Here is a 16,406-nt window from a genome sequence, read left to right as displayed (position 1 = left end):
GCGCAAAAACTCGGGATAAAATAAGCCCGTATCTCATGGCTTAAGACCATAAAAATACAGGCTTTGTTGGCTGAAGAGATGAAGAGATTCCTTGGCAACCTTGTTCAGATCACAATACTATTCGACCAGATAAAAAGTATCGGACCGAAGGCCGAGGCGGAGCGTTTCGAGCGCTAACGAATCGCTGAAGGGAATATTGGCCAGATTCACGTTGGAGCCTGCCATTTTAATGAAACGGGTTTGCAGCTTTTTATTGGGAGCCTCAAACATCATTTTATTCAAAGGGATATCTGATTTCAGAATGTCATCGATAAGATCAAGCCGAAGGTCGCCTTTTCCATTGCAAATTCCGCTAGTTCCGCTCTCCCTTGCCTCTGTAAGGACCAAATGGGCTCCTGACTCCAGATCCTCTTGAATCGATTCAATCCATTCCGCGGAACTTTGATTCACGGAAACTTCCGCGTCCTTATGCCCCACTTCGCTTATAACGTTAAAATTTTTTCCAAACTCATAAATATACTTTGCTTTCTCCCTGTTCGAGATCCCGATTGTTCCATTTGATATTTCTATATAGGATGCGTTATGCCGTTCGCAAAAAAGATGGTACTCATCGAGTTTATTTTGACTTAAATATTTTTCGAATAACGTCCCTCCAAAGTAAAAGTCAACCTGATGTACGCGAAGACAAGATATTTTCTGCTCCAGATAGGGAGTAACGACCGATGTTCCCCATCCGAATTTCACAAAATCGATATAAGGAGCGGCGCTTTCAATGGTATCTCTGAATAAGCTGACTGGAACCCCATTATCAATCAATGCGGTAATGCCATGCTGTCTGGGCTTTGATGGTCTCTCGGGAAGTAGAAGCCCTGAATTCATCATATTCTATCCTCTCCTTATCTTCCTTCCTGGACCATTATATTCGCCTAACAAAATTTGGTGCTGAATGCGGATTGTTGAAAAGAAAAACGACTCGCGTATGATATAAGCTGATCTGGACAATTTATAAATACGAAGAAGGAAACTGCATCAACAATGGATATGGTGGTGAAACATGAAACGCAACATATCTTCCCTTATGCTGCGAGTAATTGCGTTTGTTTTGGGCCTTGTGAGCATAACGGTTCACATCGATTCCGCTCTTGCTTATGCCGAACCATCCCTGCCGATCGTATCTGACCAGGGGATCTTCTCCATTGAAGTGTATCCGCTTTATCATCAGCTTATTGTCCGGGCACAGGGGCAGAAATTCAAGACCTATATTGTCGCGGTTGGAAATCCTACAACCCCTACCCCTGTAGGGGAATATCAAATCGTGTACAAAGGGAAAAATTGGGGGCCATCATATGGCCCTCGTTGGCTTGGGTTAAACGTCCCTTGGGGATATTACGGCATTCATGGCACGAACAAGCCCCACTCTCTCGGCCAGCATCTGAGTCATGGCTGCATCAGAATGCGCAACAAAGATGTTATCGAGTTATTCGACATCATCCCGGTGGGCACAAAAGTGACGATCTACGGTCACGTATTGGGAGATCCCAATCATGAACCGAGAGATTTGGCGGAGGGCGACGTTGGAGGAGATGTTCAGCTGATTCAATCCCGATTGAAGAGCGCGGGATATTTCAATGGGAATTGCAACGGCAGATTCCGCTCGAATACAACCGCCGCCATAAAAAACTATCAACGCAACCACAATTTGACGCCAAACGGAGTTGTTACAACTCGGGTTTATCAGGCGCTCGGACTGCTGGAGTGATTAATGCTTCCTCAAGAAGCTTGTTCAATTTCTCCACTGTTTCTTTCTCATGTAGCGGACGGTACAAGGTTACCTTCAGATCCGGATCGTCGTAAACTTGAAAAGTAATATGCTCCATCACCATACTTCCGGCCTTGGGATGCCGGATTTCTTTTTTCCCGATAGGAATGGGGATGCTCATGATATCATGCAGCGGCCACCATGAACGGAATTCCTTGCTCTGTTCCGATAACTCGTCCACAAGCTCCTTGAACCAGGGTTCCCCTATAAACCTGGTGCAAGAAGCCCGGAAGGAGGCTAGAAGGCGGCGGGCATGGCCTTCCCAATCGGCGAACAGTTCCTTGTAAGAGGCGGACATGAAACACCTCCAAACCGCGTTAAGCTCTTTGGGGCCCATTTGGGCAAAATCCCCGAAAACTACGCACGCCGCACGGTTCCACGCGCAAATATCCCATTTGTAATCCATCATAAAAGCCGGGCAGTCGGCCCAATGCTCCAGAAAATTTTGCAATACGGTGCGAACGTTTCCTTTGTTATCTTCCTCCTGGTTCGTAATGGGGAGCTGATGATGAGCCAATAAAAACAGATGCTTCCTTTCTTCGGCATCCATGCGCATTATACGGGCCAAACTTTCCAGAACTCCGGCGGATACGTTGATATCTCTTCCCTGTTCCAGCCATGTATACCAGGTCTGCCCGATCCCCGCGAGCTGGGCCAGTTCCTCCCGCCGCAGCCCTTTCGCTTTGCGCCTTGGTCCGGCGCTGAGCCCATAATCGGCCGGCTGCATCCGGTTTCGGCGCGACTTTAGAAAGTCTCCTAACTCTTTTCTCCGCTCCATATCGCTCTTCGTCTTATCCAATCCTTATCCACTCCTATAACAGTTACTATTAATACTATGATTAACAGGAACCTATTTCTATTATAAAAACTCATTTATCATTCTATCATAACCGTTCTAACTTATTCTTTTAGGAAGGAGTGAGGCCATGAACCTCAATGATGCGGAGGAAACCTTTCGTCCCAAATTAACGCATGGGCTCGTATTTCTGATGACCCTGACCTGTGGATTCACGGTAGCCAACGTGTATCTGAACCAGACGCTGCTCGCCAGCATGGCTCAAACATTTGGAGTTACGGTTGCGCAAATAGGACTTGTCGCTACTCTGGCCCAGGTAGGCTACGCGCTTGGAAACCTGTTTCTTGTTCCGCTTGGGGACATGATGGAGCGGCGGCGGCTTATCCTGATCCTGCTTGGTCTGGTCAGCCTGTCCCTGGCGGCAGTAGCGTCTTCCATGAGCTTGATCTGGCTGGTCGTCTTTCATTTTACAGTTGGGCTTACTACCGTCATTCCCCAGATTGTCGTGCCTTTGGCTGCGTCGCTTGCGCAGGCCGAGCAGCGCGGCAAAGTGCTTGGCAACGTGGCGATCGGATTAGTCTGCGGAATTTTGGGTGCCAGACTTATAAGCGGCTGGGTGGACGGGTTATTCGGCTGGAGAGCGATGTACTGGATTTCCTTTAGCTGCATGGTTTTGCTGATGGCACTTATCCGTACCCGCTTCCCTCGAAGCCGCAGCAGTACTGCTATGTCTTACCTCGGGCTGATCAAGTCTCTGGGGCCGTTGTTGCGACGAGAGCAAGTGCTTAGACAGGCCTGCGTCAGCCAAGGATTGGTGTTCGGAGCTTTCAGCGTATTTTGGACAACACTAGCCTTCCTGCTCAAGTCCCCTGCCTATTCCTTGGGTACTGAGACCGTAGGCTTGGTGGGCTTGGTCGGCATCGGAGGCGCGTTTGCAACGCCTGTCATCGGAAGACTCGTCGACCGAAAAGGCGCAGTATTTGCCGGCATAGCTTGTACCGCCGTCGCTCTCATGTCCTTCGTCCTGTTCCTGTTCGGCGGTTACTCGCTGCCGGCAGTCGTATTCGCCGCTTTCCTGCTCACGGTCGGTACCCAGGCGAATCAGGTGGCTTGCCAAGCCCGTATCTTCGCGCTATCGGCCGAAATGCGCAGCCGGTTAAACGGATTGTATATGGTATCGACCTTCCTTGGCGGGGCATTGGGCTCCTACTTGGGGGTGCTTGCCTGGAGCCGCTGGCAATGGGCAGGGGTCTGCATAACGGGAATCGCCATGATTCTGGTATCCTTCAGCGGCCTGATCAGATGGAGAAATACATCGGGGAAGAATCAAACTTCCCTCGAATCAAATTGAATAAAAGGAGAGACGCACAAATGGCATTCAGTGATGAAAATTATGAAAAAGGCTTGGAAATTCTGGCCAGGCTTGACAAGGAAAACTACCAGTCTATTGTAGACAGCTTTAAGGAATCCCCAGCCCCTGATCTGGGAAGATTAGCGGTCGAGTTCAACTATGGACTCATCTTCTCCCGTCCTCAGCTGGACTTGAAATCACGCCTGCTTGCAACGGTGGCCGGATTGACTGCGTTAGGCAATACACAGCAGCTCAAATTTTATATCAATGGGGCGCTTAATGTATGTTGGACTGAGGAAGAGATTGTGGAAGTCATGATGCAGATGATCATCTACGCCGGCTTTCCAGTCGCGTTGAACACGATCCTGACCGTGGCGAAAGAGGTGTTTGATAACCGGAAAATGCAAAAATAAATGGCAAACCGGCCTAGCATTAGGCCGGTTTTCTAATACGCTAACCTTCGGGAAATCTCTTTGCCCTCAGGCAGATCTTTACTTTCGGATTCCAGGAAATCCGAATTGGTACTGCTGGGGTTTTTCAGCTTCCTTATTCAGCTGCACCGAAGCTTCCAGGGTCCAATATGGATTTCTCAGCATTCCTCTTCCTACGGCAACAAGATCGGCATCCTCGTTTCCAATAACGGCGTTTGCAAGCACAGGCTCATCCAGTCTGCCTACCGCGATGACCGGAATGTCCAGAGCCTGCTTGATGTCACTTGCTAGAGGCACCTGGTAGGCAGCATGCGTTCCCGGTTTGCCAAAGGCGGCAATAGGACCTTCACCTCCGGAACTGATATGGAACATATCGGCTCCGGCCTGCTGATATTGTTTGGCGAAAGCGATGCTTTCCTGAATTCCATATCCGCCCTCTACGTATTCTTTCGCTGAGATACGCATAATTAGCGGCATATCTGCAGGCATGACACTTTTTGCGGCCTGAATGACCTCTTTGCCGAATTTAGTCAGATCTTGTCCGTATTCGTCTGTTCTTTTATTGGTTAATGGAGAGTGAAATTGGTGAATCAAGTAACCATGAGCGCCGTGCAATTCGATCGCATCTACCCCGGCTTTGACGGCCCGGTCTACAGCCACCCGGAATTTGTCGACCATTTGTTTCACTTCTTCGGTGGAAAGCGCTCTAGGCGTTTTGAATTCCTTATCAAACGGAACGGCGGACGGTGCCACAGGGACAGCCGCGTCTTCCGCCTTGCGGCCTGCATGAGCAATTTGAATACCGACTTTGGCTCCATGCTGGTGACAAGCTTCTATGATGCGGGCCAACGCGGGAATTTGATCATCGGACCACAATCCCAGATCGTAATCCGTAATGCGGCCGTCGGGCTCCACATCCGTCATCTCAATAATAATCAGAGCAGCTCCTCCCACAGCCCGGCTTACATAGTGCTGATAATGCCAGTCCGTGGCAATTCCGTCTTTCTTGGTGACCGAATACTGGCACATCGGAGGCATGACGACCCGATTTTTTAGCTCCAAACCTTTAAATTGGAAAGGGGTGAATAAATCCTTCATTTTTGCATCTCCTTCTCCTTGTCATAATCTAGATTTATTAATTGCATGCGCATGCATATAAATTAACAGACCTCTTTTCTCGCGTCAAGTCATAAAAATAACCCTCTCATGAAGTGAGAGGGCTTGGAATCCGCTGCTTTGCCAGCTATAACGTTAATTTTGCTTAAGTTTGACGGTTTGCTGCAGAATGTATCAACTTTTGAAATTCAGCCTGAATATCGGGTTTGGCAAAAAACTTCTCCAGCACCATTCTGACGGAGACCAGAGCTTTTTCAAGCTTAGCCTCCCCTATTTCTGTTAAAGCCGTATAGACGGCTCTGCGATCTGCTTCGCAAATTTCCCTTTTTAATGCGCCGCAGCCTTTCGCCTCAAATCTGCTTACCAATCTCGACATGGCGCTTTGACTCAAACCCACCATACTTTCCAATTGCTGCAGCCTTAATTTCTGCTCCGGAGCTTCAAATAAAAATAACAGCAAGTAAAACTCTTTTAACGACAATTGATGCTTCTCTTGCAGGACAGATTCCAGCTCGTTTGCAATCGTCATTTGGATCTGGTTCAAAGAGAGCCAGCTCGTCAATAAATTATCCTTTTGTATATTTTTCATTTTTAGGCTTCACCTGTTCAAAATGATATATATGGTTTTCATAATCGTTAACAAATATCCTGTACGATATAAAAAGCATTATATCACAATGGTCAACATTGCGGCGATTGAGGAAAAATTGAATCACGCGCTCGTCTTTGACGACTTAAATTGCCCCTGAGTTCCAAACCACAGACGATAGCTCATCAGGGCAAGCAGTATGCTGGTAAGGGCTGCGGAAGAAGAGAAGGCGAACATGATCAGAATCTGGTATCGCACCGCTTCCAGCGGGCTCGCGCCGGCAACGATCATGCCGGTCATCATGCCCGGCAGCTGAACGAGGCCGACCGTTTTCATCCCGTCGATCGTTGGAATCATGCTGGAGCGCGCCGATCGTTTCAGCAGCTCGTGTATAGCCTGGCGCGGTGTCGCGCCAAGCGACAGCAGCGTCTCGACTTCACCGCGCGACGTTTCAGCTTCTCTTTTCATCTGATTGAGAAACAAGCTGGAGACGACCATGGCGTTCCCGATCGTCATGCCGCTGATCGGAATGATGTAGCGGGTCGAAAAAGGAATAATGCCTAATGCAAGCAGCAAGCCCAGCGTAACAAACTCCGTAATCGAGATGGTGATGCCGATTCGGAGCAGAATTCCCCGAAGACCTTTTCCGCGCTTTCCCGCGTTCCAGGTGGCAACCCCAATCATAATCAGCAGCATCAGCAGCACGATCAGCGGATGGCTCGTACCGAATACATACTGCAGGACAAAGCCGACTGCCAGCAGTTGAGCCGCCGATCGGACAGTTCCGATCAATATGTCCTTCTCAAGCGAAAGTTTCTGCCAGATGGAAATGCCGATCGAAACGGCGACAAATACAAGCGTCATCCCCAGCGCGATTAAAGACATGTGACCGCTCCTTCAGACAGTTCGCTGCCAGATAGCTGCCAACTCCGCTCGGCAATCCGTTTGCCCTGTTCCCGGTCATGCGAAATCCAGACATAACCGGTTCCTTCACTCCGGTTCGTTTCCCTAAGAAGCTGCTCTACGGCTAGTTTGCTTGCTTCATCGAGGGAAGCCGTCACTTCGTCCAGGAGCAGCAGCTTGGGCCGGAGCAGCAAGGAGCGTACTAGAGCGATCCGCTGTTTCTCGCCCCCCGACAGCGACGAGGCTTCTTTCGACCAGCTCATCTCGCCGAGTTCCACATGTGCCATCAGCCTGGATGCATAGGCCGCATCGAATGCGGTTTGGTGCAGCCGGCTGACGGTTTTCAGATTATCTTCAACGGTTCCGTTCAGCATCACCGGAAACTGGCTCACATAACAAACTTCCATTCGCCATAGACGCGGTTCCCACCGGTTCTTCGGCTTTCCCTTTAGAAACAGCTCGCCACTGTCGGGTTCGTCAAGCAGCGCCAAAATGCGCAGCAGCGTACTCTTCCCTTGCCCGGACGGGCCGGTCACGGCGATGCGGTCCCCCTCGTTTATGGTTCCCGACGCTTGCGCGAACAGAGTTTTGGATTCAGGAATAATGATCGTTTTGGTCAGTCCGTTAAATTGCAGTAATGGATCCATGCCGGCAACTCCTCCAGTTCTTACTATACTATATAAGCCCGCACAAATGATTGAATCATGTGTCACTGCGAAGATGGATAGTTCCTACGATCGCTGTTCCCCCCGGATTTCTTTGAATAGGCTTAAGTAGGAGAAATCCGGGGGCAAAGGCGAACGCTTCGCTTCTTCTGAATCTATCCATCTTCTCCGTTCTCTATGCTTTTCTTTAGTTCAACTCATATAGTCTTTGTCCATCATAAACCAAAAAGATCAACGCGCCAAAAAAAACTCCATTTCCCGTTAAAAAACGGGCTGGAGCTTTTTTGGAGATTGCCTCTTATGACATGTTGACAAGAGATTTTTGCTTGCGTCTTTTGACATACCAGCCAGCGGCCGAAAGCAGGAGCAGCATTCCGCAGCCGATGAGCCCCCAAAGGATCGAGCCCCACCGTATGCCTGCGTATAGAGCGCTCATAACGATCGTATAAGGCAGAATGCCAAGTCCTGTTGTCCACAAGAATCCCCATAATTTTACCTGCAGCAGCCCGGCGGCGTAGTTGACAAAATGATAAGGAACAAGCGGAACGAACCGGATGAGCAGCAGTCCCAAACCCCCGTGCTTCCTCATCCATTCATCCACCTTGCTCATATAGGGCTCTACCATTTTGCCGAAGAAAGGCTTGGCAATCCACTTTGACAGATACAAACCGCCGACTGACCCTGCGACTCCCGCAATCCACGAATACAATCCGCCCCAAACCGGTCCGTAAATCTCCAATAATAGAATGGAAGTGAGTTCTCCCGGCAAAGGAAGTATATTCAGAATAGTTTGGATACTTATGCCAATTATGGCTCCGCTGGCGCCATAATGCCGAATGGAGTTCATCAGCTTCTGCGCTTCGCCATTATACAGGAGATACAAGTAATAACCGATAACTCCAACAATAGCAAGCAAGCTAATGATGCTAAAGCAAGTCATTGCCTTTCTTGCATATGGATTCATAGGGCCTTACTCCCTGGTACGATAAGAATATGATCCAGAATATACTGCTTCTCCTTCTCGGACAAGCCGGACCTCACAATCAATTGAGTCACTTTGGCTTCAATCAGATGCACTTCCTCCAAAAACAGCTGTATCTCTAAAGCATGGTTATTTAACATGTTCTTCCCCTCCATCGTTCATACCGTAACACTCAACCGTTCTCCGATTGTTTGCATAATATCGTTCACGATAAGCTCAGCTGCTTCTCCTTTAAACAACGCGGCCATCCGCTTTTTCATTCCATGTGTATCAACCGGATTCGATAATAATCTATCCAATTGCTCCCCCAGCTCTTGGGCGTTATTAGCAATATTGGCGATGCCTTTGTTTGCAAAATACAATGCGTTTTCTTTCTCTTGCCCTGCAAAAGGCTTGAAGATAAAAACGGGCAGCATAAGGCTCAGCGCTTCGGATAAAGTCACTCCGCCGGCTTTGGTTACGATGCAGGATGAGAGGGCCATCAGCTCATGAATCTGCGAGACAAATCCGAAAATATGGACATCCGGCTCGTGTTCAAAAAGTATTCTCAATTTCTGCTCCATCTTTTGATTTCGCCCGCATACAACCGCGAGTTGGCAGTTGCCTTTCGCAAGCAGCGTCCGGGCGATTTCTTCTATGTGATGAAGCACGCCATAAGATCCTGCCGAGATGAGGACCAATTCTTTCGATCGGTCCAGCATGGGCAGGAAACGGTTTCGGACAGCGGTTGCCGCGTAAAAACCGGACCTGACCGGAATCCCGGTCACTTCGATTTGATGAGGCACGGCGGCTTCCCTGGCGACTAATTCCGCTTTCAGCTCCTCCGTGGCCACATAATATTTGTTCATGTAGGGTTGAATCCAGCGGGCATGCAGGGCATAGTCCGTCAGAACCGTACATGTAGGGATCGATAAATCACGGCCAATTTCAGATGCGGCGCCAAATGGAAATGTGTTGACGATCACATCCGGCCGAGCTTTTTTGATCATTTCTTTCAATTTCTTTTTCCCCAGGCTGTTAAAATACTTGCTCAAGGAACCGTCCGGGCTGGCATCCCGGGTCATGTAATAACTCCATCCGTAAAAATCGAGTCCGTACTGGGATGTGCGTGTGCTTTTGAGGTAGAGTCTCGTCGATATGGAGTTTAACAAAGGATGCGCTTCTTTCATCAAGTCGATGATTTGTACCTCCTGGACGTCTTTTGCCAGAAAACAATGCTGCAGCGTCCGGGATACTTGAACATGTCCCTCTCCGTAGCTGGCCGTTAATATCATGATGCGCGGATGATGAATGTACACGGATAATCCCCCTTCCAGTTCTTCGAGAGATACATAATCTTTGCCTTTAACCTCAGTATAGAATGGCAAAATGAAAATTTGATTAGAAAAGTGTTATCTCTGTGTAAGATTAGTTAAGGGATTACAAAAAAAGGGCAATTATTTTGCCTTTGCAGCCTGCCCGGCTTGCGCATAAGCATCCTTATGCATTTTACTTTTAAACCGGAAATATAAGAAAATAGCGCGGACGAATAGATCAAAGGCAATGGAAAGCCAAACTCCGGCGATGCCCATATTAAAATGGATACAAAGCACGTACACCCCAATAACGCGGATCAGCCACATTCCTATCGCCGTGCTGTACATCGGGCTCTTGGTATCTCCCGCCCCTTGCAAAGCTCCCGCCAGCACAAGTCCAATAGCCAGGAAGGGCTGTGCAAAAGCGTCGATCCGAAGCGCGGTCGTAACCATTTCAATGGCGGAAGAGTCACTGGTAAACCATGTCGCGGCTACTGGAGAAAATATAAACAGAAGAACACCAACGCCTGACATAAACAGGACGGCAATTCCCGCCGTAAGCAGCCCAAAACGATATGCATCCTCACGGCGCCCGGCGCCCAAATACTGCCCTACAAGCGTGGTTGCGGCGACAGCCAGTCCATAGCCCGGCATATACGAAAAGATTTCGATATTGCCTGCTATGGTGTGGGCTGCGTAAACTTCGGTTCCGATCCGTACGATAAGTCCAAAATACAGCACTTGGCCAAAGCGCATGATCAGCCGCTCGGCGGCCGCAGGAACCGATAGCTGCAGCAGCGGCAGCGTATATTCGCCGGCCCGTTTCTTGAAAGAAAAAGCCAGTTTGGATTTTCGGATATACATAAATAGCATGACCGAACCGACCAAACGGACCAGAACCGTCGCCCAGGCAGCCCCCGCGATCCCCATCCCGGGAATGCCGGCCGCGCCGAAGATCAGTATGTAATCGAGAACAATGTGCAGCAGGTTGATCCAGAGGCCGACTTTCATAGGCGTTTTGGTATCGCCTGCAGACCTGAGGATGCTCCCGAATATGGTCATAAGCGAAATAAAGATAGATGGCACCGCCACAATCCGGAAATAGATGACTCCGCTCTCTAATACCGCCGGCTCCGCTCCCATGAGCTCAAGGAGGGGTTTGGCGAAGAATAAAGTAATAACGCCAAAAACAAGTCCGAGAAGAGCCGAAATCAGCGTCGATTGCCGGGCGATGGCTTTCGCTTTTTCCAAATCGCCAGCCCCTACGCTTTTGGCAATCAACGAAGAGGTGCCGACGCCCATCGCCAAAAATATGGCCAGATAAACAGCCAGAATGGCATTGGTCACTCCAACAGCCGTAACTTCTGTCAAACCCAATTTGGATACAAAGAGGGTATCTACGAATCCGACGACGGTTTGCAGCAGATTCTCGATCATGGCCGGGATCCCCAGGGCTAAAATGATCTTGATTTTTTCTTTATGAGTCGTATCTTTGATCTCCATCCCTTTTGACACTGCATAGCTCTCCTTTCTTTACCGAATGTAATTGTTGAGCGCCTTGTTCAAGTCCTCGAGTACTTTGTCCTGATTTCCGTGAATGACCGCATCCACGACACAGTTCTCCAAATGGTCCTTGAGCAGAAGCTTTGCTGCTTTATCCAATGCTTTTTGAACGGCTGCAATTTGCAAAAGAACCTCCGAACAATCTCGCCCGCTCTCGGTCATTTCCTTGACCGAACGGATATGGCCTTCAATTCTGGCCAAACGGTTAACGATCTGTTTTCTGTACTTGTGCTCGTGGTTGTGATCATGATCATGATCGGTTGTATTAGGTTTTGCCATACGTACCTCCTTACGAAATATATTCTTATTATATCCCCCTGGGGGGGGTTATTCTCAATGAGCAAGCCAGAAGAATTTCCCGCTCTGTTTAGAACCTGTGGCCGGATCAGCGAAGCGAAGCAGGGAACCCGGGCAGGGCAATAGGCATAACATTACAAAAAAAAACACTCATTACGAGTGTTTAAAGAAGATTACCAGGTCCCAGATGAATCGAACGGTCGCTGATCGCTACTACATCCTGCCGGTCATGAGTTACGAACAAGCAGGTCATTTGCGCTTTCTTTAAAATAGCCAGAAGTTCGGAGCGGATCGTGTCCTTTAGCCCCGCATCCAGATTGCTGAAGGGTTCGTCCATTAGCAGAATCGCCGGCTTTTGCGCCAGCGCCCGGGCCAGCGCAACCCTCTGCTGCTGCCCGCCGCTCAGCTCATGCGGGTAACGTTCCTTATATTCGCCAAGCTGAACAAGGTCAAGCATTTCCTCCAGCTTTTTGGCCCTCTCTTTTCGAGGGAGACGGTGCAGGGCGAATTCAATATTTTTCCGGACAGTCATATGAGGAAACAGGGCGTAATCCTGAAACACCATGCCGACACCCCTCCGCTCGGGCAGGATAAAGTTGCCCTCATTCACAACAGGAGCTCCGTTAATCCGGATTTCCCCTCCTGAAGGAATCTCCAGTCCCGCAATCAGCCGCAGCAGCGTGCTTTTTCCGTTTCCGCTTGCGCCAACAATACCTACAATTTCCCCTTTGTCAATGGAACAGGAGAACCGCTCGATCACCGGGGGCTTTCCCCGTCCATAAGAAAACGATAGATTACGGATGTCTACTATGCTCATTGCTCCCACCTCCTGTCTAAATAATGCATGACATAAACTGAGATCAAGCTGATGCCAATAATAAGCAGAGAAGGGATGGCCGCCTCGAAAATCTGCTCATCGCTGGCATACCGGTAAGCTTTTGTGGCCAAGGTCTCGAAATTAAAGGGTCTGAGGATTAAAGCAAGCGGTAGTTCCTTGCATATTTCCACAAAAGTCAGGATGCTCCCGCTCATCACCGCTCCTTTGATTAAAGGCAGATCCACTTTTAAAAATGTTTTTGTCATTCCGAGCCCCAACATTCGCGAAGCTTCCGTATATTTCCGGCCTATTTTCTCAAACCCGACTTCTACTGCGTTGTATCCTGTAGCCATAAACCGGATTACATATCCCATGACCAGCATCGCGAGAGTCAGGCTTAGTACCAAGGGTGTTCCCATTAACGCAAACTGATGATGAATGGCCGCCCAGCCTTTATCCAATTGCAGAAAAACAACCAAAACACCGATCGCGATGATGGCCCCGGGCACCGAATATCCGGCAGTTACCGCCTTAGAGATAAAGAATGAAGTTGTGGAGCGCGTCCGGTTGGCCGCAGCAACAATGAGTGAAAAAATCATGATCAACAAGGTGGAGACGACTGCCACCGACAAGGTCTGGTATACGAGCCGGATAAATTCACGATTCCACATGCTCTCAAAGGTCCAGCCCGCCCATACGATTAATTGCAGGACCGGGAACAAGAACGCTGCGCACCAAACGAGCATACAGAACAGGGAAGCTGTCCAACCTTGAAGCCCCGTTAGTCGCCGAGGCACAAGCGGTCTCGACTTGCTGGTCGTTGCACTGTAAGCGCGGCGTTTGCGCAGGAGCATTTCGACCAAGAATATGCCGATTACAATCATCATCAGCCAGGAGGCAAGGCGCATGGCCGAATCCGCATCGTACATGCCGAACCAGGTCTGAAAGATCGCCGTAGAGACGGTCTGTATTCCGAAATAGCTCGTCACCCCGTAATCGCTGAGCACCTCAAACATGACCAGACTGACGCTGCCGGCAATGGCCGGCCGGGATAAAGGAAGCGCGATCCTAATAAAAATCGATAGTCCATTCCTTCCTAGCAGCCGGGCATTTTCAATATAAGAAGCGCTCTGTCGTTCCAGAAAGGACTTGGTGATGAGATATACAAAAGGATACAGAAATAAGGTAAATACAATGACCGCGCCCCGCATCGATGAAACCGTAATGAAATCCTGATCGGGAACAATACCGAACCGGTTGCGAAGCGTGGTCTGGACAACGCCGGTATAGCTGAACATCGTGCTGTATGTAAAGGCAGCAATGTATGGAGGAATGGCTAAAGGAAGAACGAGCGACCACCTGAAGAACCGTTTCCCTGGAAAATCAAACGCGGCCACCAGCCAGGCCAGCGTCACACCGAGCAATCCCGTCAGCACGGCGACCATTAACGTCAGCTGAACCGTTTCCGAAATATAATCTTTGATGAGATACTGCTTGATTTGATTCCAGTTATCATTCGGCGGATCAAAGATCGAGAGGAATACAACAAGAATGGGCAGCAAAATGACTGCCGCCCACGTTAAGCTTACGATCCGCCAACCGCCAAGGCTTCTTTTTATCTTTACCTTAACTGTGTTCAAGCGCATATGTTATTTCCAGCCTGTTTTGTTCATGATCTCAATGGCTTTGGCATTGTGAGCGCCCAGTTTGTTGAAATCGATTTGCTGCGCTTTGAACGTACCCCAGGATTTGAGCAGTTCAGGCAGCTCCGCTTTCGCATTTACCGGGAACTCAAAGTTCTCATTGGTCACCATCGTCTGTGCTTCGGCGCCGGTCAGGAATTCGATCAGCTTGACGGCATTTTCCTTATTTTTGCTGTGCTTGGTTACGCCTGCGCCGCTGATATTCACATGAGTACCTGATGTGTCCTGGTTCGGGAAGAAGACGCCGATGCTTTGTCCGACCTTCACTTCTTCCGGATCATCCGAATTCAGCAGGAGGCCGACATAGTAAGTATTCATCAGCGCCACATCGCCTACACCGGCAACAATCGCTTTGGCCTGGTCACGGTCATTTCCTTCCGGAGTACGTGCCAGATTGGCTACAAGCCCTTTAGACCATTCTTCCGCTTTCTCTTCGCCGTTCAGTTCAACGAATGAGGATAGAAGGGACTGATTATACAAGCTTGAGGATGGACGAACAAGCACTTTGCCTTTCCAGGCCGGGCTGGTCAGATCCTCATATGTAGACAGCTGCTCCGGCTTTACGCGTTCCTTGGAGTAGACGATGACGCGGGCACGTGTTGAAAGTCCGGTCCATTCATTGTCGGGATCGCGAAACTTCTTAGGGACATTTTGGTTAATCGTTTCTGAAGTGACCGGCTGAAGCAGCCCGGCCTGCTTGGCATTGTTCAGGACGCCACCATCGACCGTAAGGAATAGGTCAGCCTGCGTACTTTCCCCTTCACGCTTCAGGCGCTCAATCAATTCCTCCGCCTTACCGTCAATCACGTTGACTTTGATTCCGGTTTGCTCCGTGAACTTCTTATAAAGGAGTGCGTCGACATCATAGTTGCGAGCGGAATAAATGTTAACGACTTGCTTTGCTGTCTTTGCAGTCGGCTCGCTCTTCTCTGAATTCGCACCGGATTCATTTGCCTTGTTAGCGCCGCATCCGGCCAACAGACCTACAGCTACCACTCCCGTAAGCAATGGAGCGAATAATTTCCGTTTTATCATTCCAAACATCCCCCTAAGATAATGATTATTATTCTCATTTAGGCATATGATAACCGCTGTGCTTTCCTTATGTCAATAACATTCGCAAAGTTTCATGCCAAAGATGTCCACATCAGCTAGCGTTTGTTATAATTGAGCATACAAGGTGCAAAAACCCCACCATTTTTTGAAAGTCAGGTGAAGAGTATGACAGATCACAGTATTATTTTTTTCGATATTGACGGAACTCTCTACAATCACGATAAGAAGGTGCCCAAATCGACCAAAGATGCGGTATTCTCCTTGAAAGAACGCGGGCATGACGTAGCGATCGCGACAGGGCGGGCCCCTTTTATGTTCAAGGATCTTCGGGAAGAGCTTGAAATAGACACCTTTGTCAGCTATAACGGGCAGTATGTCGTACTGCGGGGCGAGGTCATTTATACCAATCCGCTGAACAAGGCTGCGCTGCAGTCGCTAACCGATCTGGCGCTTCTCCATGAACACGCGGTGGTGTATATGGATCATGAGGATATGAAGGCAAGTGCACCGAATAACGAAATGATCACAACGAGCATGGGCACTTTGAAATTAAAGCATCTACCCTCCCACGATCCGGTGTACTACAAAGGCAGAGAAATTTATCAGGCTTTGCTTTTTTGCCAGGAGGATGAAGAGCACTATTATGAATCGGTATGCAAAGCGTTCGATCTGATTCGCTGGCATCCGAATTCCGTAGACGTAGTACCGCACGGAGGCTCCAAAGCGAAAGGTATTGCCAAGATCACCGAAAAGCTGCGCGTTCCCCCGGAGCGTCAATATGCCTTTGGCGACGGGCTCAATGATGTCGTCATGCTGAGGACGATCGTGAACAGTGTCTCTATGGGAAATGGCGTGCCTGAAGCGAAAGCGGCTGCGAAATACATAACGAAACCTGTGGATGAAGACGGTATTTTCCACGGGCTTAAAATGGTTGGTTTGCTGTAAAAAGTGAAATTTGAGGATCCTGCCTGCTCTCCGTGAGGTATCGGCAGGATTTTCAAAACCGCGACTTCCGCTGCGGCT

Annotated in this window: 18 protein-coding genes; 4 read left to right on the top strand and 14 right to left on the bottom strand. The window is 49.1% G+C overall.

From position 1 onward, the window contains the following. Nucleotides 1-117: 117 nt before the first annotated feature. Entirely contained in the window at nt 118-882 is a 765-nt protein-coding gene (locus K7397_RS10795) for a phosphosulfolactate synthase (RefSeq protein WP_223067959.1), read from the bottom strand. Nucleotides 883-1,054: 172 nt separating this feature from the next. Here K7397_RS10795 and K7397_RS10790 point away from each other — a divergent pair, with 172 nt between their 5' ends. Continuing rightward, nucleotides 1,055-1,759 carry a L,D-transpeptidase family protein gene (locus K7397_RS10790; RefSeq protein ID WP_237690842.1) on the top strand — a complete coding sequence of 235 codons (705 nt, stop codon included), beginning with the start codon at nt 1,055-1,057 and terminating at the stop codon, nt 1,757-1,759. Here the strand turns inward: K7397_RS10790 and K7397_RS10785 are convergent. Continuing rightward, the gene (locus K7397_RS10785) at nt 1,719-2,597 is read right to left on the bottom strand and encodes a helix-turn-helix transcriptional regulator (protein WP_223068002.1); all 879 of its coding nucleotides are present in this window, start codon (nt 2,595-2,597) and stop codon (nt 1,719-1,721) included. The two genes, K7397_RS10790 and K7397_RS10785, sit on opposite strands and share 41 nt — an antisense overlap. A 148-nt stretch (nt 2,598-2,745) precedes the next feature. Here K7397_RS10785 and K7397_RS10780 point away from each other — a divergent pair, with 148 nt between their 5' ends. Together K7397_RS10780 and K7397_RS10775 are read left to right on the top strand one after the other, a co-directional pair. Beyond that, on the top strand, nt 2,746-3,966 hold the full coding sequence (locus K7397_RS10780) for an MFS transporter (protein WP_223067958.1): 1,221 nt from the start codon (nt 2,746-2,748) through the stop codon (nt 3,964-3,966). Between the two features lie 20 nt (nt 3,967-3,986). Beyond that, the gene (locus K7397_RS10775; RefSeq protein ID WP_223067957.1) at nt 3,987-4,379 is read left to right on the top strand and encodes a carboxymuconolactone decarboxylase family protein; all 393 of its coding nucleotides are present in this window, start codon (nt 3,987-3,989) and stop codon (nt 4,377-4,379) included. Nucleotides 4,380-4,457: 78 nt separating this feature from the next. On the opposite strand, the gene K7397_RS10770 is transcribed toward K7397_RS10775, so the two are convergent. The 12 genes from K7397_RS10770 to K7397_RS10715 all read right to left on the bottom strand — a co-directional run bounded on the left by K7397_RS10770 (nt 4,458) and on the right by K7397_RS10715 (nt 15,362). Then, the gene (locus K7397_RS10770; protein WP_223067956.1) at nt 4,458-5,495 is read right to left on the bottom strand and encodes an NADH:flavin oxidoreductase/NADH oxidase; all 1,038 of its coding nucleotides are present in this window, start codon (nt 5,493-5,495) and stop codon (nt 4,458-4,460) included. Between the two features lie 163 nt (nt 5,496-5,658). Beyond that, nucleotides 5,659-6,102 (bottom strand): MarR family winged helix-turn-helix transcriptional regulator, encoded by a 444-nt coding sequence (locus K7397_RS10765; protein WP_223067955.1) that lies wholly within the window; start codon nt 6,100-6,102, stop codon nt 5,659-5,661. Between the two features lie 123 nt (nt 6,103-6,225). Then, nucleotides 6,226-6,987, bottom strand: coding sequence for an ABC transporter permease (locus tag K7397_RS10760; RefSeq protein ID WP_223067954.1), 762 nt, complete (start codon nt 6,985-6,987; stop codon nt 6,226-6,228). After that, the gene (locus K7397_RS10755; protein ID WP_223067953.1) at nt 6,978-7,652 is read right to left on the bottom strand and encodes an ABC transporter ATP-binding protein; all 675 of its coding nucleotides are present in this window, start codon (nt 7,650-7,652) and stop codon (nt 6,978-6,980) included. The genes K7397_RS10760 and K7397_RS10755 overlap by 10 nt, the downstream gene beginning before the upstream one ends. A 316-nt stretch (nt 7,653-7,968) precedes the next feature. Beyond that, nucleotides 7,969-8,634 carry a TVP38/TMEM64 family protein gene (locus K7397_RS10750; protein ID WP_223067952.1) on the bottom strand — a complete coding sequence of 222 codons (666 nt, stop codon included), beginning with the start codon at nt 8,632-8,634 and terminating at the stop codon, nt 7,969-7,971. Then, entirely contained in the window at nt 8,631-8,792 is a 162-nt protein-coding gene (locus tag K7397_RS10745) for a hypothetical protein (RefSeq protein WP_223067951.1), read from the bottom strand. Before K7397_RS10745 ends, K7397_RS10750 begins: the two co-directional genes overlap by 4 nt. 18 nt (nt 8,793-8,810) lie before the next feature. After that, nucleotides 8,811-9,950, bottom strand: coding sequence for an MGDG synthase family glycosyltransferase (locus tag K7397_RS10740; protein ID WP_223067950.1), 1,140 nt, complete (start codon nt 9,948-9,950; stop codon nt 8,811-8,813). A gap of 138 nt (nt 9,951-10,088) precedes the next feature. Further along, nucleotides 10,089-11,450: an MATE family efflux transporter gene (locus tag K7397_RS10735; protein WP_223068000.1), complete on the bottom strand. Its 1,362-nt coding sequence runs from the start codon at nt 11,448-11,450 to the stop codon at nt 10,089-10,091. Between the two features lie 30 nt (nt 11,451-11,480). After that, complete coding sequence (locus K7397_RS10730) at nt 11,481-11,789, bottom strand: metal-sensing transcriptional repressor (RefSeq protein ID WP_223067949.1); 309 nt, start codon at nt 11,787-11,789, stop codon at nt 11,481-11,483. Between the two features lie 181 nt (nt 11,790-11,970). Next, nucleotides 11,971-12,624 (bottom strand): ABC transporter ATP-binding protein, encoded by a 654-nt coding sequence (locus tag K7397_RS10725; protein WP_223067948.1) that lies wholly within the window; start codon nt 12,622-12,624, stop codon nt 11,971-11,973. Then, nucleotides 12,621-14,270, bottom strand: a complete 1,650-nt coding sequence (locus tag K7397_RS10720) for an ABC transporter permease (protein ID WP_223067947.1) — start codon at nt 14,268-14,270, stop codon at nt 12,621-12,623. The genes K7397_RS10725 and K7397_RS10720 overlap by 4 nt, the downstream gene beginning before the upstream one ends. Nucleotides 14,271-14,273: 3 nt before the next feature. Next, a complete protein-coding gene (locus K7397_RS10715) occupies nt 14,274-15,362 on the bottom strand; it encodes a Fe(3+) ABC transporter substrate-binding protein (protein WP_223067946.1) in 1,089 nt (362 codons plus the stop codon). A gap of 186 nt (nt 15,363-15,548) precedes the next feature. On the opposite strand from K7397_RS10715, the gene K7397_RS10710 reads away from it, so the two are divergent. Continuing rightward, nucleotides 15,549-16,328 carry a Cof-type HAD-IIB family hydrolase gene (locus K7397_RS10710; protein ID WP_223067945.1) on the top strand — a complete coding sequence of 260 codons (780 nt, stop codon included), beginning with the start codon at nt 15,549-15,551 and terminating at the stop codon, nt 16,326-16,328. The last annotated feature ends 78 nt before the right edge of the window (nt 16,329-16,406 follow it).

Source organism: Paenibacillus caui, from assembly GCF_019904135.1.
In the GTDB taxonomy this organism is placed as follows: domain Bacteria; phylum Bacillota; class Bacilli; order Paenibacillales; family Paenibacillaceae; genus Fontibacillus; species Fontibacillus caui.
The sequence above is the reverse complement of the archived record's forward strand: the minus strand, read 5'-3'. Positions and strand labels throughout refer to the sequence as shown.

Excerpts from the sequence above, each read along its gene's own strand:
- K7397_RS10795 (WP_223067959.1), bottom strand. The coding sequence starts at position 882 with ATGATGAATTCAGGGCTTCTACTTCCCGAGAGACCATCAAAGCCCAGA.
- K7397_RS10790 (WP_237690842.1), top strand. The coding sequence starts at position 1,055 with ATGAAACGCAACATATCTTCCCTTATGCTGCGAGTAATTGCGTTTGTT.
- K7397_RS10785 (WP_223068002.1), bottom strand. The coding sequence starts at position 2,597 with ATGGAGCGGAGAAAAGAGTTAGGAGACTTTCTAAAGTCGCGCCGAAAC.
- K7397_RS10780 (WP_223067958.1), top strand. The coding sequence starts at position 2,746 with ATGAACCTCAATGATGCGGAGGAAACCTTTCGTCCCAAATTAACGCAT.
- K7397_RS10775 (WP_223067957.1), top strand. The coding sequence starts at position 3,987 with ATGGCATTCAGTGATGAAAATTATGAAAAAGGCTTGGAAATTCTGGCC.
- K7397_RS10770 (WP_223067956.1), bottom strand. The coding sequence starts at position 5,495 with ATGAAGGATTTATTCACCCCTTTCCAATTTAAAGGTTTGGAGCTAAAA.
- K7397_RS10765 (WP_223067955.1), bottom strand. The coding sequence starts at position 6,102 with ATGAAAAATATACAAAAGGATAATTTATTGACGAGCTGGCTCTCTTTG.
- K7397_RS10760 (WP_223067954.1), bottom strand. The coding sequence starts at position 6,987 with ATGTCTTTAATCGCGCTGGGGATGACGCTTGTATTTGTCGCCGTTTCG.
- K7397_RS10755 (WP_223067953.1), bottom strand. The coding sequence starts at position 7,652 with ATGGATCCATTACTGCAATTTAACGGACTGACCAAAACGATCATTATT.
- K7397_RS10750 (WP_223067952.1), bottom strand. The coding sequence starts at position 8,634 with ATGAATCCATATGCAAGAAAGGCAATGACTTGCTTTAGCATCATTAGC.
- K7397_RS10745 (WP_223067951.1), bottom strand. The coding sequence starts at position 8,792 with ATGTTAAATAACCATGCTTTAGAGATACAGCTGTTTTTGGAGGAAGTG.
- K7397_RS10735 (WP_223068000.1), bottom strand. The coding sequence starts at position 11,450 with ATGGAGATCAAAGATACGACTCATAAAGAAAAAATCAAGATCATTTTA.
- K7397_RS10730 (WP_223067949.1), bottom strand. The coding sequence starts at position 11,789 with ATGGCAAAACCTAATACAACCGATCATGATCATGATCACAACCACGAG.
- K7397_RS10725 (WP_223067948.1), bottom strand. The coding sequence starts at position 12,624 with ATGAGCATAGTAGACATCCGTAATCTATCGTTTTCTTATGGACGGGGA.
- K7397_RS10720 (WP_223067947.1), bottom strand. The coding sequence starts at position 14,270 with ATGCGCTTGAACACAGTTAAGGTAAAGATAAAAAGAAGCCTTGGCGGT.
- K7397_RS10715 (WP_223067946.1), bottom strand. The coding sequence starts at position 15,362 with ATGATAAAACGGAAATTATTCGCTCCATTGCTTACGGGAGTGGTAGCT.
- K7397_RS10710 (WP_223067945.1), top strand. The coding sequence starts at position 15,549 with ATGACAGATCACAGTATTATTTTTTTCGATATTGACGGAACTCTCTAC.